Source organism: Sphingomonas sp. GW821-FHT04B01 (genome assembly GCF_059420425.1).
This window is the reverse complement of record NZ_JBWKTR010000003.1, coordinates 283,646-306,227: the sequence shown is the minus strand read 5'-3', so window position 1 is coordinate 306,227 and position 22,582 is coordinate 283,646. Positions and strand designations below refer to the sequence as shown.

Here is a 22,582-nt window from a genome sequence, read left to right as displayed (position 1 = left end):
GATCCCGGGGAGACCTTCATTGAAGCATATCTGGCTGCTCGGCGCAGCGGCGCTCGTCGCGCCTGCGCCCGCTCTGGCGGCGACGACGTCCGTCTACCTGACCGCGCCCAAGGACGCGCGGGCGATCACCGTCCGCGGCGTCGGCGACGGCCGCGCCGACGACAGCGTCGCGCTCCAGCAGGCGATCGATGCCGCGGCGCAGGGCGGGAAGGGCGGGATCGTCTTCCTGCCTTCGGGCCGCTACCGGATCAGCCGGACGATCTTCGTGCGGTCCGCGGTGCGCATCTTCGGCATCGGCGCGACCCGGCCGGAAATCGTGCTCGGCGACAATAGCGAGGGCTTCGGCGCGGGCGTCGCTGCGATGCTCGCCTTCACCGGCGAGGATCAATATCGCGTCGGCAAGGCGCCGGTGCCGCCGCGCACCAGCGTGCCGTTCGATCCCGCCATCTTCGACGCCACGTCGAGCACCTTCTATTCCGCGCTCGCCAACGTCGATTTCCGCATCGGCGAGGGCAATGCCGGCGCGGTGGCGGTGCGCTTCCGCGTCGCGCAGCACGGCTATATCCGCCATGCCGACTTCCACATCGGCTCGGGCCTCGCCGGCATCTATCAGGCGGGCAACGAGTGCGAGGACCTGCGCTTCTTCGGCGGCCGCTACGGCATCATGTCGGAAAAGACCTCGCCGGCGTGGCAGTTCACGCTGATCGATTCCGACTTTCAGGGCCAGCGGGATGCGGCGATCCGCGAGCATGAGGTCGACCTGACCCTGGTCAACGTCGCGATCCGCGACACGCCGGTCGGCATCGAGATCGACCGCGGCTATTCCGATTCGCTGTGGGGCAAGGACGTCCGCTTCGAGAACGTATCGCAGTCGGCGGTGCTGATCTCGGAGGAGAAGAGCGTCTTCACGCAGATCGGCTTCGACAATGCGATCGGCATCGACACGCCGACCTTCGCGCGCTTCCGCGACAGCGGCACGACCGTCGCGGGCAAAGGCGCGCGCTACCGCGTCAGCGATTTCTCCTACGGCCTCAAGCTGGCGGGGCTGGGAACGATCGGCGATTATGCCACCGACGTGACGATGGCGCCGCTCGCCCGCGTGTCGGCGCGACCGCGGCCGGCGATCGCCGCGCTGCCGCCGGTCAAGGCGTGGGCGAACGTCCACGATCTCGGCGTCAAGGGCGACGACACCACCGACGACACCGCCGCGCTGCAACGCGCGATCGACACGCATCGCGTGCTCTATCTGCCGATGGGCCGCTATCGCGTCACCGATACGCTGAAGCTGCGCCCCGACAGCGTGCTGATCGCGCTCCACCCGAGCCTCACCCACGTCTATCTGCCCGACGAGACCCCCGCCTTCATGGGCGTCGGCGGCGCCAAGGCGCTGATCGAGAGCGCGAAGGGCGGCAACGCCATCGTCCACGGCCTCGGTCTGTGGACCGGCGGGGTCAATCCGCGCGCGACCGCCTTGCTGTGGAAGGCGGGCGAGGCGTCGATGGTCAACGACGTCAAGATCCAGGGCGGCGGCGGTACGCTGCTGACCAAGGGCAGTGCGATCGGCTTCGGCGATCCGCGCGCGCGCTTCGACGGCCAATATCCCAGCATCTGGGTGACCGACGGCGGCGGCGGCACCTTCTCGGCGCTCTGGTCGCCCAACACCTTGGCCTCGGCGGGCTTCTACGTCTCCGACACCAAGACGCCGGGCCACGTCTACCAGCTGTCGGCGGAGCATCACTACCGCCACGAGATCGTCCTCGACCATGTCGAGAATTGGGAGTTCCTCGCTCCGCAAACCGAGCAGGAAGTCCGCGACGGCGTCAACGCGATCTCGACCGAATTCCGAAACTCGCGCAACATCCTCTTCGCCAATTACCATGCCTACCGCGTCACCCGCTCGATCAAGCCGATGGACACCGCGGTGCGGCTCTACGATTCGGGCGACATCCGCTTCCGCAACGTCCATGTGAACGCCGAGAGCGGCTTCGCGAGCTGCGACGCCAAGGGCTGCGGCACCTATTTGCGCGCGAGCAAATATCCGTTCGAGAATGCGATCAAGGACATGACGCGCCAGCAGGAGGTGCGCGAGCGCGAGTTCGCCAAGCTCGACGTGCCGGCTGCGCCGGCGACCGCGGCCGGTGCCTCGGCCATCCCGGTCTCGCCCGGCGTGCGCAAGCTGGCCGACGGCTTCTATTCGATCGCGGGCGCGGCGACCGACAAGGCTGGCAAGCTCTATTTCATCGATCGCTTCTTCCAGCGCATCCACGGCTGGTCGCAGGCGGAAGGACTGACGACGCTGGCCGACGCGCCGCTCGACGCGGTCAATCTCGCGGTCGACAGATCGGGGTCGCTGCTCGTCCAGTCGTCTGCGGGGCGCGACGGCAGCGTCTACAGCATCGATCCCGCCAGGCCCGCCGAGGTCCGCGTCATCGCGCCGACGCCGGTGCGCGCCGGCCGCAAGGCGACGACGCTGCTGCCGGTCAACGTCTGGGCGAACGGCGAATTCGCCGATCGCATCGATCCCAGGACCTATACCTATCCGACGATCGCCGACTTCTTCACCGGCAAGATGGGCGAGGCCAAGGCGCAGGAATATGTCTCGCCCGACGGATCGCTCGCGCTGCCCGCGTTCCGCGTCTGGAACCAGGGGCCGGACGATCACCAGGGCTGGCGCTGGTCCGACACGCTCGATTCCTACGGCTTCGTCGCGGCGGCGCCGGGCAGCCGGGTGACGCTGACCAACGGGTCGGAGAACCGCACCTACAGCGGTCTGGTCGGCGAGGGCGGGCAGGTCACCGACCTCAAGGTCGTCGCCGACCGCGGCGGCGAGAGCGTCGCACGGGATGATGCGGGCAACCTCTACGTCGCCAATGGACAGGTGTTCGTCTACGGCGCCGACGGCGCGTTGCAGCGGCGGATCGACGTGCCCGAACGCCCGCTGCAACTGGTGATCGGCGGCACCGGCCGCAAGACGCTGTTCATCCTGACGCACCACACGCTGTACGCGACGGACCTCTGATCAGCGGCCGGGGTGGGCGGCGACGAGTGCGGCAATGACGCGGTCGTTATCCACTGGCCGGCCGATGGTGATCCGGATCCAATCGTCTAGCGGCGGGAAGGGGCGGGCGACTTCGATACCGGCGCGCGCCAGCGCCGCGCGCAGACCATCGGCCTGCGCGGACTGGAAGAACACGAAATTGCCGCGCGCGTCGGTATGCCGCAAGCCAAGCCGGGCGAGTGTCGCCGACAGCCGCTGCCGTTCGGTCGCGACCGCGGCGCGGACCGTGGCGACATGACGCTGATCGGCTAGCGCCGCGGCGGCGCCCGCCAGCGCGAGCCGGCTGAGGCTGTGCGGCGCGCCGATCCCGGCCGCGCGCAATCCGGCGGCGAGCGGCTTGCCGGTCACCGCATAGCCGATCGACAGCCCCGCGAGACCGTAGATCTTGGCGAGCGTGCGGAAGACGAGGACATTGGCGCCGTCGCGGACGTGGCGGATCGCGCTGCTCGCCGGCATGTCGTCATATTCCAGATACGCCTCGTCGACCACGACCAGCGTACGCCGGGCGGTTTCGCGTATGAAGGCGTGAAAGGCGACGGCATCGTTGACCGTACCGGAGGGATTGTGCGGATTGACCAGCGACACCGCCAGCGTCCGCGCGTCGACCGCCCGGGCTAGCGCCGGCAAGTCGTTGGCGAGCGCGGCGTCGAGCGGCACCGCCACGCCACGTCCGCCAAGGGGCGCAGCCGCGTCGACCAGCGCGGTATAGCCCGGCGCCGAATAGACGATGCTTCCGCCGCCTGGCCGCTGGCGCGCGAGATACAGCCCGAGCGGCTCCAGCACCTCGCCGAGCACGACCTGATCGGGCGAGACCTGCTCCAAGGCGGCGATCTGCCGGGTCAACGCCGCAACCTCGCGTTGATCGACGTAGCGCTCGATCCCGGGGATCGCGCGCGCGATCGCCGGACCGACCGCAGGCGAGGGGCCGAAGGCATTTTCGTTGAGTGAGGCGCGTACGGGTGTCGACGCCGCCTCGGCAAGGACCGGTGCGGCAACCCCGGCGATCATCGCGCCGCCCAGCCAGCCACGCCGGGTGACGATCGGCCCGCCCGTCACAGTCGCACGCCTGCACGGACGTAATAGGCCGCGCCGCTGAACCCGAACGGCGAGAATTCACTGTACGGAAAGACACCGAATGTATCGGCCCCGGTCAGCGTCGGGGTCGAGGCGATCGTGCGGGTCGGATAGACGTCGAACAGGTTGCTCGCTCCGACCGTCACGCTGAGGCCGCGGTTGACCTGTCCGGTGAAGCTGACGTCGGTGACCCATTTCGCTTCGAGCCGCTGGATCACGTCGAGGTTGCCGGCCGATCCCGCCTCGGTGGGCCGTGTCCGGAAGGGAAGTGCCTGCGCCGCGATCAGCGCGACGGCGGCGGGCGATTGGTTGGTCAGCGCGACCTGTTCGACCGTCCCGTAGCGTGTGGTGCGCGCGTCGAGCGTGATCGGGCCGCTGCGCCAGGTCGCGCCGAGCGCGATCTTGTCGCGCGGCTGGCCGCGTTCCACGCGGGTACGCTCGATCACGTCGAACAAAGGTGTGGTGATGCCGAGCGTGCCGATCTGCGGCGGCGTCGCAGCGATCCGCCTGAGTCGCGTCTGGTTGTGGTTGTAACCGGCGGTCAGCTTGAGGTCGCCCCAACCCGCCAGCGGCGTTGCCCAGGTGACGATGACGTCGACGCCCCGGGTGCGGGTCGCTGCGGCATTGGTGAAATAGCGGACGCTGGTCACGCCGGGAATGCCGATGCCGCTCAGATAATCGCGCAAGCGCGGGCTACCGGCGGCGTCGACGTAATTGGACGAGAGGAAGATGCGATCGTCGACCGCGATGTCGTAATAGTCGACCGACCCGGTCAGTCCGCCGCCCGCATAGGTCAGCCCGCCACCGAAGCTGGTCGAACGTTCCGGCCTGAGCGGCTGCGCCCCCAGCGCCCGCGCCAGCGCGGACCCGACCGGCGCGGTGCGGACGAGCACGAATTCGGGAAAACCGGTGGTGGCGTTGACGATCGTCCGGCTGCTCGTCGAACTGAAATATTGCTGTGCCAGCGCCGGCGCATGGAAGCCGGTTCCCGCCGAACCGCGCAGGCCGAACCCCGCGGGCAGCGCGATCCGGGTCGAGGCCTGGCCGTTCCAGGTGCTGCCGAAATCGCTGTATCTTTCGTAGCGGCCGGCGAGATCGACCTGCCAGCCCCGGACGACCTCGCTGGCTGCCTCGACGAAGCCGCCGATCGCACGCCGGTGGGTGTCGATCACGTCGCCGGGCTGAATGCCGGCGAAGCCTTGCGATCCGATCGTCGGAATGGCTCCGGCATTCGGACCGTCGAGCACCCGTGCGCTGCCGAAGGCGTAGCTCGCCGGTTCGCCGGCGCCGATCGCATAGCCGTCCCGCCGATATTCCGCGCCGATCGCCAGCTTGAGCGGTGCCGCCAGTCCCACATCGACGCCGCGTGACAGCGTCAGGTCGCTGGTCCATTGATCGCTGCGGTAACGGCCGTCGTAGAAGCGCCGCGGGCTGGCGGTGCCGAGCGTCGCATTGACGGTGTTGCGGGTGCGATAGGCGATGGCGTTGCCGCCATAGATGCTCGACAGGTCCCACCGCCATCCGCCGAGGTCGCCGCGTACGCCCAGTGCCGCCGAATAGTCGCGGCTGTCGGTATCGACGAACGGCAGGAAGCCATCGGGATATAGCGCACGCACGGTCTCGTCCTGGCCGGGGCGGCGGAACGAGGCGTTGGAGCGCGCCTTGCTCATGCGATAGCCGCCAAAGCCGTAAAGCGTGGCGGCGCTGCCGACCGGCACCTCCAGGTTCGCGATCGCCGAGGCGTCGTGCAGATCGCCTTCGTCGGCGAAGCGCCAGACGTTGCGGTCGACGGTCGCTTCGCGCGGGTCGAGGCGGGTGCCGCTCTGGCCGCCCGGCGGATTGAGGCCGAGGCCGGCGCCATAGCGCGCCGACACCGGCTGCGGCGTGCCTGCAGGCGAAAGGCCGAAGTAGAATTGGCGTGTATCGGGCAACGCGCGGTTCGCCGCGGTGTGATCGCGGTAATAGCCGGTCAGATTGACGAACCCGGTTGCGCCGAGTTGCACGCCGCTGCCCAGCGAGACGGTGTAGGTGTCGCCACCGCCGTCATAGGTGCTGCCGGCGCTCGCATCGGCATGCAGGCTGGTGTCGGTCCGCAGGCGTATATTGACCACGCCGGCGATCGCATCCGATCCATATTGCGCAGAGGCGCCGTCGCGCAGGATTTCGATCCGGCCGATCCCCGCCGGCGCGATCTGGTTGAGATCGGTCGGCACCGCGCCCTTGCCGATCGTGCCCCCGGTATTGACCCAGGCGGCGGTGTGCAGCCGCTTGCCGTTGACCAGCACCAGCGTCTCGTCCGGTGACAATCCCCGCAAGGAGGCGGAATGGATGTGGGTGTTGCCGTCGGGCGTCGTCGGAGTCGCGAAGGCGAAGCTCGGCACCAGCTGGCGCAGGATTTCCGTCGTCTCCTGATAGGTCGACGCGCGCAATGTCTCGCCGTGCAGCACGTCGATCGGCACCGGTGCGGTGGTGACGGTGCGCTCGCCGACGCGGCTGCCGGTCACCACGATATCGGACGTTGCGGTTTCGCCGGGCAGATCGGCTGTCCGATCACGCGTCTGTCCGACGACCGGTGTCGCGGCCACCGCCGCCACGCCGATCAGCCACCCCGTTGCCCGCATGGCCATTCCCCCTCACAACGCCCCCCATGGCGTCATCGACGAGAATGTCCTCCACACAGGTAGGAGATAAAGCTAGATTGCCTTTACGGCAGCAAAGCTGGCAGCGTTGACGCGGCCTGTTGAAAGATGCTGGAGCAAGTGACGCAGAGCGATAACGATCGCTGGTGACCCCTACGAGAATCGAACTCGTGCTTTCGCCGTGAGAGGGCGACGTCCTAACCGCTAGACGAAGGGGCCGTATGCGGTGAGCGAGCGCCTCTAGGCCGCGGGGGCGGGGGCGTCAAGCGGCAATCGCCGACGCCCCCATATTCAACCGGCTTAGGCCGCGGCCTTGCGGCGTTCGGCCATTTCCTCGTTGAGCATCTCGGCGAGCAGGAAGGCGAGTTCCAGGCTCTGGCCGGCGTTGAGGCGCGGGTCGCAATGCGTGTGGTAGCGATCGGCGAGGCTCTGCTCGGTGACGTCGATCGCGCCGCCGGTGCATTCGGTGACGTTCTGGCCGGTCATCTCGGCGTGGATGCCGCCGGCGTGCGTGCCCTCGGCGCGATGCACCGCGAAGAAGCCGCGCACCTCGGCGAGGATTCGGTCGAACGGCCGCGTCTTGTAGCCGGTCACCGCCTTGACGGTGTTGCCGTGCATCGGATCGCAGCTCCACACCACCGGATGGCCTTCACGCGTCACCGCGCGGACCAGCTTCGGCAACGATGCCTCGATCTTGTCGTAGCCGTAGCGGGTGATCAGCGTCATCCGCCCCGGCACGCGGCCGGGATTGAGCGTGTCGAGCATGCGGAGCAGCGCGTCGGGGTCGAGGCTCGGCCCGCACTTCACGCCGATCGGATTGCCGATGCCGCGCAGGAACTCGACGTGCGCCGAACCCTCGAAGCGGGTGCGGTCGCCGATCCACAGGAAGTGCGCGCTGGTGTCGTACCAGTCGCCGGTCAGCGAGTCCTGCCGGGTCAGCGCCTCCTCGAACGGCAGCAAGAGCGCTTCGTGGCTGGTGTAGAAATGCGTCTGCGCGAGCTGCGGCACCGTCTCGGGATCGATGCCGCAGGCGGCCATGAACTCGAGCGCCTCGCCGATGCGGTCGGCGGTCTCGGCATATTTCTTCGACCACGGGCTGCGGCCCATGAAGTCATGCGTCCAGCGATGCACCTGATGCAGGTTGGCATAGCCGCCCTGCGCGAAGGCGCGGAGCAGGTTGAGCGTCGCCGCGGACTGCGAATAGGCGCGGATCATCCGCTGCGGATCGGGGATGCGGCTTTCGGGGGTGAAGGCGATGTCGTTGACGTTGTCGCCGCGATAGCTCGGCAGCTCGACGCCATCGATCGTCTCGTTCGGGGCGGAGCGCGGCTTGGCGAACTGGCCGGCCATGCGGCCGAGCTTCACCACCGGCAGCTTCGACGCATAGGTCAGCACCACCGCCATCTGCAGGATGACGCGGAAGGTGTCGCGGATGTTGTTGGCACTGTGCTCGGCAAAGGATTCGGCGCAATCGCCGCCCTGCAGCAGGAACGCCTTGCCGGCGGCGACATCGGCGAGTTCGGCGGTGAGATTGCGCGCCTCGCCGGCGAAGACGAGCGGCGGAAAGGTCGCCAGCGTGTCGGTCGCGCGGGCCAGCGCCGCGGCGTCGGGATAGTCGGGAAGCTGGCAGGCCTCTGCCTTGGTCCAGCTGTCGGGGGCCCAGTTCGCGGCCATGATCTGTCGTCCTTCGGGTCTAAACGCGTCGCGACATGCGCCCAAAACGGCCTTGACGCAATGAAGGAAGGCTTTGGCATCGCATGGCGGGGGCTTTGCCAGTGCCGTCGGCGGCGACGGATGCTGGCGGAGTCGACCGCCGGTCTGCTAGCACGCTGATCCGGTGTGGGGCCATGGGGGACGGGCGATGAGACGGGCGATGATGATCCTGGCGCTGGCGACCGCTGCGCCGATTGCCGCGCGCGATTTGCCGGTGCCGCCGGACAAGAGCTGGCAACATGCGGAGACCGGATTGATCCTGCGGCCTCAGCTCGCCGGCCTGCCGCGCGGCGCGCTGACCGACGCCACGCAGAGCGAACACGATGTCGCCGCGCAATTCGAAGCGCCGGATGGCAGCGTCAGCGCGACGGTCTACCTCTTCCATCCGGCGGTTGCCGATGTCGCGTTGTGGTTCGACCGGTCGCGTACCGCGATCGAGAGCCGCGACCTGTTCCGCAATGCGGCGCCGGCGTCCGCGGACCCGATCGCCTTCGCCGCGCCGGGTGCGACCGCCGCGTCGTCCCTGCGGCAGGTGTATGCCAATGCCGGCAAGGGCTATCGCAGCACCGCGCTCGCGGTTGTCCCGGTAGGTGAGTGGATCGTCAGTATCCGGATGAGCGCCAAGGCGCTGACCGCCGAGCAGCTCGATGCGCAATTGCAGCAGGCGATCGCGACGATCCACTGGCCACGGCCGGCCGGTCCGGTGGCGCGGGCGGCGACGCCGATCAGGGCGTGCGCCACGCCGCTGGTCTTCGCGCACGCCAAGCCGATTAAACCCGCGGGCGGCGACATGCTGATGGCGTTGCTCGCCGGGGGGATCGCGGCGAAGGCGAAGGCCGATCCCGCCACGCCGCCCGAACCGCAAATCGTGTGGTGCCGCGAGGGCGAGGCGCGCCTCGAATATGGCGTCTATCGCGCCAATGGGGCGGGCTATGAGATGGCGTTGTACGATGCGGGCCGGACGGTCAGTGTCTATCCGTCGCTGATGGGCCAGATCGACAAGAGCGGAACCTATACGGTGGCGCTGACCGACGTCGACGGCACGGTGTCGAGCTTCCCGTCCTTCGACGGATTGCCGACCCCCAGACAGGTGTGGGAGCTGGTCGCCAGCGGCAAGCGCACCGGCGTGTCGAAGGGCAATCAGGTGACCATCGATGCCAAGGCTCTTCGGTAGACGAAGCGTATCGAAGGTTTCGCAGGCGAACGCGCTGTTCTAGGGCGGCGGGATGAACAAGGCTCTGCTGTGCATCGCGCCCATATTGCTCGGAATCGGCAGCCCGTCGCCGGCCCGGGCGCAGGATAGCGCCGCGACCTTCGCGGCGTTGCGCGCGGTGGACGGGCGGATGGCGGGGATCGCCTATCGGCTGACCACCGCCAATGTCGCGCTGTGCCGCGAGACGGCGCCGACGCCGGGCTGGGCGATCCATGCGATCGACCAATATGACGCGCCGCTGCGCGACCAGGCGCGCCGCAGCTTCGGGTTCGAGACGCCGATTGCGGTCGAGGCGGTGGTGCCGGGCTCGCCCGCGGCCGCCGCGGGGGTGCGCGAGGGCGATTCGATCGTCGCGATCGACGGCAAGCGGGTCGATGGCGCGGCACCGGGCAAGACCGCGACCAGCGCCGCGCGCGACGCGGTGACCGCGACGATCGCCGCCCTGCCCGCCGACCGGCCGCTGCGCATCGACCTTTTGCGTGACGGCAAGCCGCGCAGCGTCACCATCGCCGCGTCGCCGGGGTGCCGCAGCGCGTTCGAGGTGCTGCTCGGGCCGGGGATGGACGCATCGGCCGACGGGCGGATCGTGCAGATCGCGGTGCGCTTCTTCGAACGCTATACCGACGACGAGGTCGCGGTGGTCGTCGCGCACGAACTGGCGCACAACATCCTCCATCACGCCACGCGGCTCGATGCCGCCGGGGTGAAGCGCGGCTTGCTGTCGGAGGTCGGCCGTAACGGCCGGCTGTTCCGCCTGACCGAGGATCAGGCCGATCTGCTCGGCATGTATCTGCTGCGCAACGCCGGTTACGACCCACGGATCGCGGTGCGCTTCTGGCGCGACCATGGCGGCGACGTCGATGGCGGGCTGTTCCGCAGCCGCACGCATCCGTCCTCTGCGGCACGCGCCAAGGCGCTGGAGGCGGAGATCGCGCGCATCCCGGCGAATGCCCCGAAGCCGTACGTACCGCCGATCATCGCGACGGTGGATCAGCCGCTGCAATAAGCCGACGCGAACCGTCTCCGGTTACGGCGCCACCTTCCAGTCCCAGCCGAGCGGATCGCCATCCATCACCTCGACTCCCATTGCGGCGAGTTCGTCGCGGATCGCGTCGGAGCGCGGGAAGTCCTTGGCCGCGCGCGCCTCGCGACGATCGGCGAGCCGTGCCGCGATGCCCGCTTCGTCGATGCCGGCGCTCGCCGGGCGGACGCGCAGGTCCTCGCGCGACAGCGTCGTCAGGCCAAGGCCGAGCACCGCATCGAAATCGCCAAGTGCAGCCAGCCTGCCGGCGGGGCTGATCGTCTTGTCGGCGAGCAATTCGTCGAGCACCGGCAACGCCTTGGGCGTATTGAGATCATCGGACACCGCCGCATCGAGCCGCTCGATATAGGGCGCGGCGGACGCGGCGCCCTTGCCCTCGCCGCGCGCGCGGAGCGCCGCGACGGTCTGCACGTAGCGTTTCAGCCGCGTCTGCGCCGCGGCGAGATTCTCCCACGAGAATTCCAGCTCGCTGCGATAATGCGCCTGCAGGCACATCAGGCGATAGGCGAGGGGGTGGAAGCCACGCTCGACCAGCGTCGGCAGGGTGAGGAACTCGCCCGACGACTTTGACATCTTGCCGGTGCGATCGACGAGGAAGTTGTTGTGCATCCATAGCGTCGCGCCGGTGTCGGCGGTGCCGCTGAACGCCTGATTCTGCGCGATCTCGTTGGGGTGGTGGATCTCGCGATGGTCGATGCCACCGGTATGGATGTCGAAATGCGCGCCGAGATACTGGCGGCTCATCACCGAACATTCGAGATGCCAGCCGGGCGCGCCGCGGCCCCACGGGCTGTCCCATTCCATCTGGCGGTGCTCGCCCGGTGCGCTCGTCCGCCAGATCGCGAAGTCGGCGGCGTGCCGCTTGCCCGCCACCGTCTCGATCCGGCCCTCGGCGGGGCCGTCGTCGCGCGTCCCGGCGAGCCGGCCGTAATCGGGGACGGTTGAGGTGTCGAAATAGAGGCCGTCGGGAAGCCGGTAGCAATGTTTCTCGGCGATCGCCTCGCCGAAGGCGATCATGCCGGCGACGTGATCGGTGGCAAGCGGGAAGCGGGCGGGATCGCGGACGTTGAGGTCCTTGAGGTTAGCCTTGAACGCCTGCGTATAATGCTCGGCGACCGCCCAGATGTCGCGGCCGCTGGCGCGCGCCGCCGCCTCCATCTTGTCGTCGCCGGCGTCGGCGTCGCTGGTCAGATGGCCGACGTCGGTGATGTTGATGACATGGGTGAGGCCATAGCCCTTCCACGTCAGCACCCGCCCAAGCGTGTCGGTGAACAGATAGGCGCGCAGATTGCCGATATGCGCATAATGATAGACCGTCGGCCCGCACGAATAGATGCGGACGTCGGCGGGGTCGGCGGGCTGGAACAGCTCCGCCATGCGGGTCAGGCTGTTGTGGAGCGTCAGCGGCGTCATGCGGGCGCTCTAGCCCGGCGGAGGCGTCCGCGCCAAGGGGCCTGCGATCAGCGCCGCAGCGGCAGATCGTCGCGCAGATAGACGAGCAGATGCGCGTCCTCGCGCGGGACGGTCAACACGCGGCGATAGCTGGCGGCGACCGCCTGCGTCATCGCCGCCTGGCTGTCGCGGTTCCACGGCGCCATCGGCGCGTCCATCGTCACGATCACCGGCGGCCGCCCGGCGAGAATGCGGCGGACCTCGGCGGCCTCGTCGATGCCGGTGGCGCCCCGTTCGGCTTCATAGGCCAGCGTCGAGGGGAAGGCGTAGGCGGTCGGGATGCAGGCGTCGGCGAGATGGTAGAGGATGGCGTCGCCGGCAAAGACATAGGGACAGCCGCCGCGGTCGTTCGCGGCCATCACCCGCGCCACTGCGCGCGCCGATGCGGCCTCGGTCGGCACCAGCGCCACCCGTACGACGAACAGCAGCAGGCCGTAGCCGAGCAGTGCCACGGCTGCCGCCCGGTAACGGCCGAGCGCCACGCCGGCGATCATCGCCAGCGGCACCATCAGCGGCAGCGCATAATGATCGAAGAAGGCGCCAATCATCGCGAAGGCGACGAGCGCCGCAGCGAGCCAGCCGAAGGCGATCCCCATCTCGGGCCGGCGCGGCCGCACGCGCCACGCGAGCGCTGCGCAAGCGATGAACGGCAGCAATTGCGCGGTGGTGCCCGCGAGCCGTGCGGCGATCTTGGCGGCGGGATAGCCCTTGCGCAGCGACACCGAGGCGAAATTGGCGAACCAGAAGGCGTCGAACGCCGCCGGCCCCTGTGACCGGTAGAACAGCACAACCGCTGCGGTCGGCACGATGCCGAGCACCGCCCACACCAACGCCGCTGCCGAGAGCGGCGCGAGCGAAGTGCCGGCGCGGCGGAGATACCAGAGGTGGACGAGCCCGAAGAACGCGCCTTCGACCACCGGCGTATATTTGGTCTGGATCGCGAGACCCGCAAGCAGGCAGGCGGCGCAGCCATTGGCGACGATCGCGCCGCCGGCACCACGCGCGGCGAGCTGCGGCAGGCGCAGCGTCAGCACCGCAGCGGCGGCGACGAACAGATTGTAGAAGACCGGCGACTGCCCGCCGCGCCCGCTGAGCAACGACAGCCACAGCACATAGGCGAGGCCGGCGACCAGCGCCCCGCGCGGCGTCGCGCCGAGCCGCCGGCTGCCGCGCGTGACCAGCCAGGCGGTCGCCGCGGCGAACAGCGTCGCGACGAGCTGATAGGCCAGGATGCCGTCGCCGGGCAGCAGCCGCATCGCCGCGAAGATCAGGAACAGTCCCAGCGGCTTGCGGTCCCACAAATCGACATAGGGCAGGGCGCCGTGGAGCAGGCGGTCGCCGACGAGCAGATAATATTGCTCGTCGACATGGATGATCGGATTGCCGAAGTCGCGACCGCGCACCAGCAGCGCCCAGCCGAGCAGCAGCAGGAAGGTCGCCAAAGCGCCGGGACGGCTGGCGGGGGCGGTCGTCGTTGCGGCCGGGGAACGCGCCATGGAGATCATGGCGCCCCCATAAATCCGGCGATCCCTACCGTCATGCAGCATTTTTTTCGGGGGCAGGTGTGGAATGTCCAGATCGGCATCGTCTGTCATTCGGGGCATCGCAGCGACTGACGCGCGGCGCCGACATGGCCTTCCGGGGGGTAGACCATGTCGGCATGCGTCGCAGTCCGCGATGCCGCCAGGACCGTCTGCCGGGGGCATCATGTTTCTGATCAACGACCACGATCCGATGTCCCGCAGCGCGGCGGGGTCGTCGATCGCCGCGCGGCGGCTGGATCGCCGGCCGACACCGCTGTGGACGGTGCTGATCCCGTTCTTCAACGAACGCGACTATCTCGCCGCGACGATCGCCAGCCTCGCCGCGCAGAGCGTGCGCGCGATCCTGATCCTGGTCGATAACGGGTCGACCGACGGCAGCGCCGAGGTGGCACGCGCCGCGGTCCGCGCGCACGGGCTCGATGCCCTCGTCATCACCGAGACGACGCCGGGCAAGGTCGCGGCGCTGCGCACGGGGCTCGGCTGGGTCCGGACGCGCTATGTCGCGACCTGCGACGCCGACACGCTCTACCCGCCGCACTATCTCGCCGAGGCGGAGCGGCTGTTGCAGCGCGACCGCTGCGTCGTCGCCGGCGCCTATTTCGTCGACCCCGGCGCCGATCAGGCGGCGCTCGATGCCGAGGCGCGCAAGATCCTGTCGGCGGCGAAGCTGCTGCCGCGGCAATGTCATGCCGGCGGCGCCGGCCAGTGCTTCGACGTCGAGACGCTGCGCGCGGTCGGCGGCTTCGATGCCGCGATCTGGGGCTATATCCTCGAGGATCACGAGGTCATCCACCGCACGATGGCGCGGGGCCGGATGCTCTATTCGCAGGATCTGTGGTGCATGCCCTCGCCACGCGAGCGCGACCGCGATTCGATCCGCTGGACGCTGTTCGAACGGCTGGTCTATTCGGCGACCGCGCCGTGGGCGGGCAGCTGGTTCTTCTATCGCTTCCTCGCGCGCCGGCTGCAGCGCCGCAAGCTGCTCAGCGTCCAGATCCGCGAGCGCGCGCATCAATGTGTGGAGGGTGCGGCCGTTGCGTAACCTGGTCCTGTGCGCCGACGATTTCGCGTATTCCCGCGGGGTGAGCGAGACGATCGCCGAGCTGGCGGCGAACGGCAAGCTCAACGCGACGAGCTGCATGACGCTGATGCCGGGGTGGATGGACGATGCCGCATTGCTTCGCGACCTGCCGGCGCACGTCTCGATCGGGCTGCACCTGACGCTGACGCAGGAACGGCCGCTGACCGACATGCCGCTGTTCGCACCCGACGGCCGGCTGCCCGAGATCGATCCGCTCGCCGGCCGCGCCGCACGCCGGCAATTGCCGCTGGAGGAGATCGCGGCCGAGATCGCCGCGCAGTTCGACGCCTTCACCGCGGCGATGGGCCGCGCGCCCGATTTCGTCGACGGCCACCAGCATTCGCACGCCTTGCCGGGCATCCGCGACATCGTGCTGTTCGAGACGGCGAGCCGCGCGCCCGATGCCTGGGTGCGCGACTGCACCGATCGGGTCGATGCGATGCTGGCGCGGCCGTTCGTCGGCAAGGCGATCGGCAGCGCCTTCCATTCGCGCGGGCTGCGCCGGGCGGCGGCGCGCTATCGCCTGCGCTGCAATGACAGTTTCGCTGGCCACTATGATTTCTCGACGGATTACAAGCGGTTGTTCCCGCGCTTCCTGCGGCGGGCGGCGGGTATGCATCTCGTCATGTGTCATCCGGGGGCGGGCAGGCGCGCCGGCGACGCGATCGCCGAGGCGCGGCCGCGCGAAGCGGACGTCTTGCGGAAATGGCCGATAGCGGACATGGCGGCGGCGGAAGGGCTGGCGTTTCCAGCCTGACGGGAGCGCGGACGCAGATTGGCCGACAGCGGACTTCGCGCCATCTTCCTCGAACAACGCGCGATGTTGTCGCGACTGTTGACGGCGCGGCTCGGGAACCGCGACGATGCGGAGGATGCGCTGCAGGACATGTGGTTGCGGATCGACCAGCTCGCCGATCAGCCGATCGCGCAGCCGGCCGCCTTCCTGTATCGCGTCGCCAGCAACCTGGCGACCGACCGGCGGATCGCCGCCGCGCGCCGCGGCGCCCGCGAGGCGGCGTGGCTGGAGGAGCAGCCGACCGCCGACGACCTGCCCGATGCGGAACGGACGCTGGTGATGCGCGACGAGCTGCGTGCGATCGAGGCGGCGATCGCCGACATGCCCGAACGGATGGCCACCGCATTGCGACTCTATCGCGTTGAAAACAGGCCGCAACGCGCCATCGCCGAGCAATTGGGGATCAGCGTCAGCGGTGTCGAGAAGCTGTTGCAGCGGGCGTACCGGATTATTCATGCCCGCGCCGAACAGAATGCTGCGGATATGCCCGTGGCGCATCGTCATGATGATGGAAGGGGGCAGCGCCTGTGAGCCGTGACGCACCGAACATCATCGACCAGGCGATCGCCTGGCATCTGCGCCAGGAGCATATGGCGGCGGAGGATTGGGAAGGCTTCGTCGCCTGGCTCGAGACCCCGGCCCATGCGCGCGCCTATGACGCGGTGGCGATGCGCGACCGGCTGGTCGCCGCGGCGGCGTTTCCCGAACCCGATGCGATGCCGATCGCAGCGAACGACGACCAGCCGGCCTCGCGCGGCTGGTGGCGGTTGGCGGGCGGCGGCGCGATCGCCGCGGCACTCGCCCTTTGGCTGGTGCCGACGACGTTCGGCTCGCACGTGGCCGAAACCGTCTATGCCACAAGCGACGGCGAGCGGCGCGACGTCCGCCTGGCCGACGGGACGCAGATCGCGCTCAACGGCGGCAGCCTGCTGCGGGTGAGCGGCGCCGACCCGCGCAGCGTCGCGCTCGATCGCGGCGAGGCGACGCTCCACGTCGTCCACGATGCCGCGCATCCGTTCGAGCTGCGCGCCGGCGATCAGCTGATCCGCGATCTCGGCACCACCTTCGACGTGCTGCACACCGGCGAGCGCCTGTCGGTCGCGGTAGCGGAGGGGTCGGTGCTGTTCCAGCCCGATGGCGCCGGGCTGCGGCTCGGCGCCGGCGACACGGTGACGATGGCCGCCGACCGCCGCATCGTCCGCGGCACGCTGCCGACCGCCGCGGTCGGCGGCTGGCGCAGCGGCGATCTCAGTTTCGAGGGGATACCGGTCGGCGAGGTCGTGGCGAGCCTGCGTCGGCAGCTCGGCGTCGACCTGCGTATCGTCGGCGACTTGTCGCGCCGCCCGTTTACCGGCATGATCCACGTCACAGGCGCTGCCGATCGCGACGTACCGCATCTGGCCGAACTGATCGGGGCGACATGGCGGCGTAATGGCGAAGGCTGGGTATTGGCGGACCGCGCTACCGCGACACGTTAAGCTCGTTTCCGCCGCCTTCGCGGCCGCCGCTTGCCTGCCGTCGGTCGCGCGCGCGCGCGATGCGGCGATCACCGTCGCCATCCCGGCGACGACGCTCGAAGTGGCGGTGTTGACGCTGGCGCGGAGCAGCGGCGTCGAGATCGTCAGTACCGAACCGGGGCTCCACGCCATCCGCTGCCGTGCTCTGCGCGGAACGATGCCCGTCGCGCGGGCGCTCGCGCGGCTGCTCGCCGACACCGGTTATCGCGCGGTGCCCGGGCCGGGCGGCGTCTATCGCATCGTCGCCGCGCCGCGTCGCGTGCGCCCGCCACGGCCGACGCCGCCTCGCCCCGTCCCGCCGGCCGACGTGCCCGCCGACATCGTCGTCACCGCGAGCAAGCAGCGCGTGCCCTTGCTGCGCTATCCCGGCAGCCTTACCCTGGTCGGCACGACGGCGCAGCCCAATGGCGCGACCGGGGCGATCAGCGACCTCACCAATGCGGTGCCGGTGCTGCAGAGCACGCAGCTCGGGCCGGGACGCAACAAGGTGTTCATCCGCGGCATCGCCGACAGCAGCTTCAACGGTACCACCCAATCGACCGCCAGCGTCTATCTCGACGACGTCCAGCTCAACGCCTCCGGTCCCGATCCCGGCCTGCGCCTCTACGACATGCAGGCGGTCGAGGTGATGGAGGGGCCACAGGGGACCTTGTACGGGGCCGGCGCGATCGGTGGCGTGCTGCGGCTGATCTCGAACGCGCCCCTGCTCGACCGGGTCGCCGCTGCGATGAGCGGTGGCGTCGTCGCCACGCATGGCGGCGCGGCGGGCTACGATCTGTCGGCGATGGTCAACGTGCCGCTGCTCGACGAGCGGCTGGCGCTGCGCAGCGTCGCCTATGTGGTGCGCGACGGCGGCTATATCGACGATCCGGCACGCGGTCGCGACGTCAACCGCGTCGGCACCGTCGGTGCGCGCCTCGCGCTGCGCGCCGAGCCGGGCGGCGGCTGGCGGATCGACACCAGCGGCGTCGTCCAGCGCATCCGCGCCACCGACGGCCAATATGCCGAGGTCAGCGACGGCAGCTACCGGCGCAGCAGCCGGATCGCGCAGCCGTTCGCGGACCGCTTCCTGTTCGGCCGCGTCGTCGTCGCCAAGGATTGGGACAGCGGCCTGCGCCTCGTCTCGGCGACCGGAGTGGCGGATTATCACACCGGCGAGGTGTTCGACGCGACGCCGCGCGGCGTCGGACGGCCGGTCGCCTATAATGTCGACAACGCCAAATTGCTGCTGTCGCACGAGATGCGGCTGTCGCGCTCGACCGCGGCGGGCAATTCCTGGCTCGCCGGCTTCACCCTGGTCAGCGACCGGTCGGCACTGTCGCGCGCGCTCGGCCTGACCGGCAACCAGATGGACATCGTCGGCGTCACCAACGTCACCCGCGCCGCCTCCGCCTTCGGCGAGACGACGCTGGCGGTGACCCCGGACCTGTCGGTCACGCTCGGCGGACGCTTCACCAGCGCGCGGATCGACGGCGAACCCTCGGCGACGCGGCGACCGGACGCCTATATCCGCGGCCGCTCGACGCAGCGCGCCGATCCGACGCTCGCCTTGTCCTACCGGCTCGCGCCCGATCTCGCGCTGTTCGCGCGCTACCAGACGGGGTTCCGCACCGGCGGGCTGGCGGTCGCGCAGGGGATCGGCCGCGTCGCCAATTATCAGGCCGATTCGATCGCGGTCGGCGAAATCGGCATGCGCCGGCTGCGGCGCGGCACGACCGGCCTCGGCCTGTCGGTGAGCGCGTCGACCGCACGGTGGCGCGGCATCCAGGCCGATCTGCTCAACCGGCGCGGCCAGCCGTTCACCACCAATCTCGGCAACGCCAATATCCAGACGCTGGAGGCATCGCTCGACTGGGTGCCGCTCGCCGGGCTGCGCCTCGATGCGGCGGCGCTCTACACCTACAATCGGGTGCGCGGGCCGGTCGCCGACCAGTCGCGCGAGGACAATCGCCGGTTGCCCGAGACGCCGCCGTTCGCGGGTCATGCCGCGCTGAGCTACGCCTGGGGGCAGGGGCGAAGCATCGCGCCGCGGGTCGGCGCGACGGTCGACTATGTCGGGCGGTCGGTGCTCGGCACCGGCGATCTGCTCGACGTCAGCCAGGGCGATTATACCACCTTCGGTGCCTCGGCCGGCGTGCGCTGGCGTAACCTCGACCTGACGCTCGGCCTCGACAATCTCACCGATGCGGCGGCCAATCGCTTCGCGTTCGGCAATCCGTTCGGCCTCACCGCGCGCAATCAGGTGACGCCCTTGCGGCCGCGCAACGTGCGTCTCGGCGTGTCGGCGGCCTGGTGAGCGGCTATCGCGGCGGCTCGGCGCGGTCGAGCAGGCGGCGCGCCTGTTTGAGATGCGGCGCATCGACCATCCGGCCGTCGACCTGCAACGCCCCCGCGTCGGGCGCCGCGGCGAAGGCGGCGACGATGCGCTGCGCCGCCTCGACCTGTTCGGCGCTGGGGGTGAAGGCGGCGTTGATCGCGGCGACCTGTGTCGGGTGGATCGCCATCATCCCGGTGAAGCCGTCGCGCGCCGCGCGCCGCGCATAAGCGGCGAGGCCGTCGAGGTCGCGGAAGGCGGGATAGACGGTGTCGATCGCCGCCACCCCGGCGGCATGCGCCGCGAACAGCGTCAGCGACCGCGCCATCTCATAGGGCGGCGTGTAGCGGCCGTCGTCCTCGCGGCTGGTCGCGGCGCCGATCGCGGCGGGCAGATCCTCCGCCCCCCACGTGATCCCGGCGAGCGCCACGCCCGCCGCCGCATAGCTGCCGAGCGCGAAGATCGCCGCCGGAGTCTCGGTGGCGATCGGCAGGATCGGCGCGTCGATACCGGCCGCGGCGAGCCGCTGCGCGAGCTCGCGGACGCTGGGTGCGCCCTCCGCCTTGGGCAGCACGATCGCATCGGGGGCGAGGCCGTGGAGCGCGGCGATATCCTCGGCGCATAATGCGGTATCGAGCGGATTGACCCGCACGAACAGCCGCACCGCGCCGCGCGGTTCGCGCAAGTGCGTCGCCACCGCCTCGCGCGCCGCCGTCTTGGCGCTGGCCGCCACCGAATCCTCGAGATCGAGGATCAGCGCGTCGGCGCCGCTCGCCGCCGCCTTGGCGAACCGCTCCGGCCGGTCGCCCGGCACGAACAGGAGCGAGCGCAGCCTCATGCCGCCGACCGTTTGAGCAGGGCGGTACGCAGGCACTGGCAGACGATCTCGTCGCGCTGGTTGAGCATGCGGTGCGCGAAGGTGACGATGCCCGCGTCGGGCCGCGAGCGGCTGTCCTTCAGCTCGACCACCTCGGTCTCGGCGCGCAACGTATCGCCGAGGAACACCGGCCTGGGCATCACCAGCTTATCATAGCCGAGATTGGCGACGAGCGTGCCGAGCGTCGTGTCGCCGACCGACAGGCCGACCATCAGCGCGAAGGTGAAGGTGCCGTTGACGAGGATCTGACCGAATTCGCTCGCCCGCGCTGCTTCGGCGTCGAGGTGGAGCGGCTGCGGATTGTGCGTCATCGTCGAGAACAGCAGATTGTCCGTCTCGGTCACCGTGCGGCGGATGTCGTGGACGATACGGTCGCCGACCTGCCACGCATCGAAGCTGCGTCCTGCCATCAAACCTCCTCCACTGCGATCCGCGCGAGCAACGTCCCCTCGGGCACCTGCGCGCCCTCCGTGACCTTGAGCTCCGCCACGACACCGTCGAACGGCGCGACCAGCGCCTGTTCCATCTTCATCGCTTCCAGCACGAGCAGCCGCTCGCCGCGCGCGACGGCCTGTCCTGCGGCGACCAGCACCGCGATGACGCGGCCCGGCATCGGCGACAGGATCGCGCCATCGCCTTCGCCGCCGCCGGCGATCGCATCGGCGCGAGGGGCGCCGAACGGCCACGCCTCGCCGTCGAGGAACAGCACGCCATCGGCGACGATCCCGCCGGCGACGGGATGCTCGACGCGATAAGGCTTGCCGCCGAGCTCGACGTCGATCGCGGTTGCGGCGGTACGATTGGCGCGGAAGCCGCGCAGCGCCACCCACGGATCGTCACCCTCCGGCAGCAACGCCGCCGCCGCGGCGCCGAGCACCGCGGGGGAGGGTTCCGCCGCCGGGATCAGGTCGGCGGCATGGCGTTCGATGAAGCCGGTATCGACGCGCCCCGCGACGAAATCGGGATGCGCCGCCGCGCGCGCGAGAAAGGCGGCGTTGGTCTTCACCGGCCAGACCTGCGTGCCACGCGCCGCCGCGGCGAGTTTCGCCGCCGCCTCTCGCCGCGAACCGCCATGGACGATCAGCTTGGCGATCATCGGGTCGTAGAAGGGCGTCACCGCGCCGCCTTCCTCGACACCGCTGTCGACGCGCACCTCGGCAGGGAAGCGCAGCCGGTCGAGCGGTCCGGTCGAAGGCAGGAAACCGCTCGCCGGGTTTTCCGCATAGAGCCGCGCCTCCATCGCCCAGCCGTTGATCGACAGTTCGTCCTGCCGGCGCGGCAGCGGCTGGCCCGAGGCGACGCGAAGCTGCCATTCGACCAGATCCTGCCCGGTGATCGCCTCGGTGACGGGATGCTCGACCTGCAACCGCGTGTTCATCTCCATGAACCAGATGCGATCGGCGCGCAGCCCGTCCGAACCATCGGCGATGAACTCGATCGTACCGGCGCCAACATAGTCGACCGCCTTCGCCGCCCGCACCGCCGCATCGCAGACCGCGGCGCGCGTCGCGGCGTCCATGCCGGGGGCGGGGGCCTCCTCGATCACCTTCTGGTGGCGGCGCTGGAGCGAGCAATCGCGCTCGAACAGATGGACGACCTGCCCGTGCGTATCGCCGAACACCTGCACCTCGATATGGCGCGGCGAGAGGATGTACTTTTCGATCAGCACCTGCGTGTTACCGAACGAGGCGGCCGCCTCGCGCTGGCAACTGGCGAGCAGTTCGGCGAAATCCTCGCGCGCATCGACCTTGCGCATGCCCTTGCCGCCGCCGCCGGCGACCGCCTTGATGAGCACCGGATAGCCGATCGCGTCGGCCTCCGCCTGCAGGCGTTCGGACGACTGGTCGGCGCCGAGATAGCCCGGCGTCACGGGCACGCCGGCGGCGATCATCCGTTGCTTGGCGGCATCCTTGAGGCCCATCGCGCGGATGCTGGCGGGCGGCGCGCCGACCCAGACGAGGCCCGCGGCGACCACCGCCTCGGCGAATTCGGCATTCTCCGACAGGAAGCCGTAGCCGGGATGGATCGCCGCCGCGCCCGTGTCGCGCGCGGCGGCGAGGATGCGATCCTGCCGCAGATAGCTGTCGGCGGCGAGCGCGGTGCCTATGCACACCGCCGCATCCGCCTCGCGGACGAAGGGCATGGCGGCATCGACGTCGGAATGGACCGCGATCGTGCGGATGCCGAGCCGCCGCGCGGTGCGGATGATGCGGCGGGCGATTTCGCCGCGATTGGCGATGAGCAGGCTCTCGATCATGGCCA

At 69.7% G+C, this 22,582-nt stretch carries 16 protein-coding genes and 1 tRNA gene; 8 read left to right on the top strand and 9 right to left on the bottom strand.

What is annotated here, in order from left to right; genetic code table 11:
- Window positions 1–19 precede the first annotated feature (19 nt).
- Window positions 20–3,019 (top strand): glycosyl hydrolase family 28-related protein, encoded by a 3,000-nt coding sequence (locus AC07UH_RS10295; protein ID WP_495179899.1) that lies wholly within the window; start codon window positions 20–22, stop codon window positions 3,017–3,019.
- Here the strand turns inward: AC07UH_RS10295 and AC07UH_RS10290 are convergent, their stop codons facing one another.
- The 4 genes from AC07UH_RS10290 to AC07UH_RS10275 all read right to left on the bottom strand — a co-directional run bounded on the left by AC07UH_RS10290 (window position 3,020) and on the right by AC07UH_RS10275 (window position 8,445).
- Window positions 3,020–4,114, bottom strand: a complete 1,095-nt coding sequence (locus AC07UH_RS10290) for a pyridoxal phosphate-dependent aminotransferase (protein WP_495179900.1) — start codon at window positions 4,112–4,114, stop codon at window positions 3,020–3,022. It abuts the gene before it with no gap.
- The gene (locus AC07UH_RS10285) at window positions 4,111–6,753 is read right to left on the bottom strand and encodes a TonB-dependent receptor plug domain-containing protein (RefSeq protein ID WP_495179901.1); all 2,643 of its coding nucleotides are present in this window, start codon (window positions 6,751–6,753) and stop codon (window positions 4,111–4,113) included. Before AC07UH_RS10285 ends, AC07UH_RS10290 begins: the two co-directional genes overlap by 4 nt.
- 162 nt (window positions 6,754–6,915) lie before the next feature.
- Window positions 6,916–6,990 (bottom strand) — tRNA-Glu (locus tag AC07UH_RS10280).
- A gap of 81 nt (window positions 6,991–7,071) precedes the next feature.
- Window positions 7,072–8,445 carry a class II 3-deoxy-7-phosphoheptulonate synthase gene (locus tag AC07UH_RS10275; RefSeq protein ID WP_495179902.1) on the bottom strand — a complete coding sequence of 458 codons (1,374 nt, stop codon included), beginning with the start codon at window positions 8,443–8,445 and terminating at the stop codon, window positions 7,072–7,074.
- 199 nt (window positions 8,446–8,644) lie between these two features.
- Between AC07UH_RS10275 and AC07UH_RS10270 the strand changes: the two genes are divergently transcribed.
- Both AC07UH_RS10270 and AC07UH_RS10265 read left to right on the top strand, forming a co-directional pair.
- Window positions 8,645–9,658 carry a hypothetical protein gene (locus AC07UH_RS10270; RefSeq protein WP_495179903.1) on the top strand — a complete coding sequence of 338 codons (1,014 nt, stop codon included), beginning with the start codon at window positions 8,645–8,647 and terminating at the stop codon, window positions 9,656–9,658.
- 52 nt (window positions 9,659–9,710) lie between these two features.
- The gene (locus tag AC07UH_RS10265; protein ID WP_495179904.1) at window positions 9,711–10,703 is read left to right on the top strand and encodes a M48 family metallopeptidase; all 993 of its coding nucleotides are present in this window, start codon (window positions 9,711–9,713) and stop codon (window positions 10,701–10,703) included.
- A 21-nt stretch (window positions 10,704–10,724) separates the two neighbouring features.
- Here the strand turns inward: AC07UH_RS10265 and cysS are convergent, their stop codons facing one another.
- Both cysS and AC07UH_RS10255 read right to left on the bottom strand, forming a co-directional pair.
- Window positions 10,725–12,152: a cysteine--tRNA ligase gene (gene cysS, locus AC07UH_RS10260; RefSeq protein WP_495179905.1), complete on the bottom strand. Its 1,428-nt coding sequence runs from the start codon at window positions 12,150–12,152 to the stop codon at window positions 10,725–10,727.
- 47 nt (window positions 12,153–12,199) lie between these two features.
- Entirely contained in the window at window positions 12,200–13,687 is a 1,488-nt protein-coding gene (locus AC07UH_RS10255) for an ArnT family glycosyltransferase (protein ID WP_495179906.1), read from the bottom strand.
- 211 nt (window positions 13,688–13,898) lie between these two features.
- Here AC07UH_RS10255 and AC07UH_RS10250 point away from each other — a divergent pair, with 211 nt between their 5' ends.
- The 5 genes from AC07UH_RS10250 (at window position 13,899) to AC07UH_RS10230 (ending at window position 19,425) form a co-directional block, all read left to right on the top strand.
- Complete coding sequence (locus tag AC07UH_RS10250) at window positions 13,899–14,777, top strand: glycosyltransferase family 2 protein (RefSeq protein ID WP_495189819.1); 879 nt, start codon at window positions 13,899–13,901, stop codon at window positions 14,775–14,777.
- Window positions 14,770–15,573: a ChbG/HpnK family deacetylase gene (locus AC07UH_RS10245; protein WP_156143777.1), complete on the top strand. Its 804-nt coding sequence runs from the start codon at window positions 14,770–14,772 to the stop codon at window positions 15,571–15,573. Before AC07UH_RS10250 ends, AC07UH_RS10245 begins: the two co-directional genes overlap by 8 nt.
- 63 nt (window positions 15,574–15,636) lie before the next feature.
- Window positions 15,637–16,143: an RNA polymerase sigma factor gene (locus AC07UH_RS10240; RefSeq protein WP_137896935.1), complete on the top strand. Its 507-nt coding sequence runs from the start codon at window positions 15,637–15,639 to the stop codon at window positions 16,141–16,143.
- Window positions 16,140–17,090 (top strand): FecR family protein, encoded by a 951-nt coding sequence (locus AC07UH_RS10235; RefSeq protein ID WP_495179908.1) that lies wholly within the window; start codon window positions 16,140–16,142, stop codon window positions 17,088–17,090. The genes AC07UH_RS10240 and AC07UH_RS10235 overlap by 4 nt, the downstream gene beginning before the upstream one ends.
- Window positions 17,044–19,425 carry a TonB-dependent receptor gene (locus AC07UH_RS10230; protein ID WP_495179909.1) on the top strand — a complete coding sequence of 794 codons (2,382 nt, stop codon included), beginning with the start codon at window positions 17,044–17,046 and terminating at the stop codon, window positions 19,423–19,425. Before AC07UH_RS10235 ends, AC07UH_RS10230 begins: the two co-directional genes overlap by 47 nt.
- 4 nt (window positions 19,426–19,429) lie before the next feature.
- Here AC07UH_RS10230 and AC07UH_RS10225 read toward each other — a convergent pair whose 3' ends face one another.
- From AC07UH_RS10225 to AC07UH_RS10215, 3 genes are read right to left on the bottom strand one after another with little or no spacing between them, the layout of a single operon-like run.
- Window positions 19,430–20,281: an HpcH/HpaI aldolase/citrate lyase family protein gene (locus AC07UH_RS10225; protein ID WP_495179910.1), complete on the bottom strand. Its 852-nt coding sequence runs from the start codon at window positions 20,279–20,281 to the stop codon at window positions 19,430–19,432.
- Window positions 20,278–20,730, bottom strand: coding sequence for a MaoC family dehydratase (locus AC07UH_RS10220; protein WP_495179911.1), 453 nt, complete (start codon window positions 20,728–20,730; stop codon window positions 20,278–20,280). The genes AC07UH_RS10225 and AC07UH_RS10220 overlap by 4 nt, the downstream gene beginning before the upstream one ends.
- Entirely contained in the window at window positions 20,730–22,577 is a 1,848-nt protein-coding gene (locus AC07UH_RS10215; RefSeq protein ID WP_495179912.1) for an acetyl/propionyl/methylcrotonyl-CoA carboxylase subunit alpha, read from the bottom strand. The genes AC07UH_RS10220 and AC07UH_RS10215 overlap by 1 nt, the downstream gene beginning before the upstream one ends.
- Window positions 22,578–22,582 lie beyond the last annotated feature (5 nt).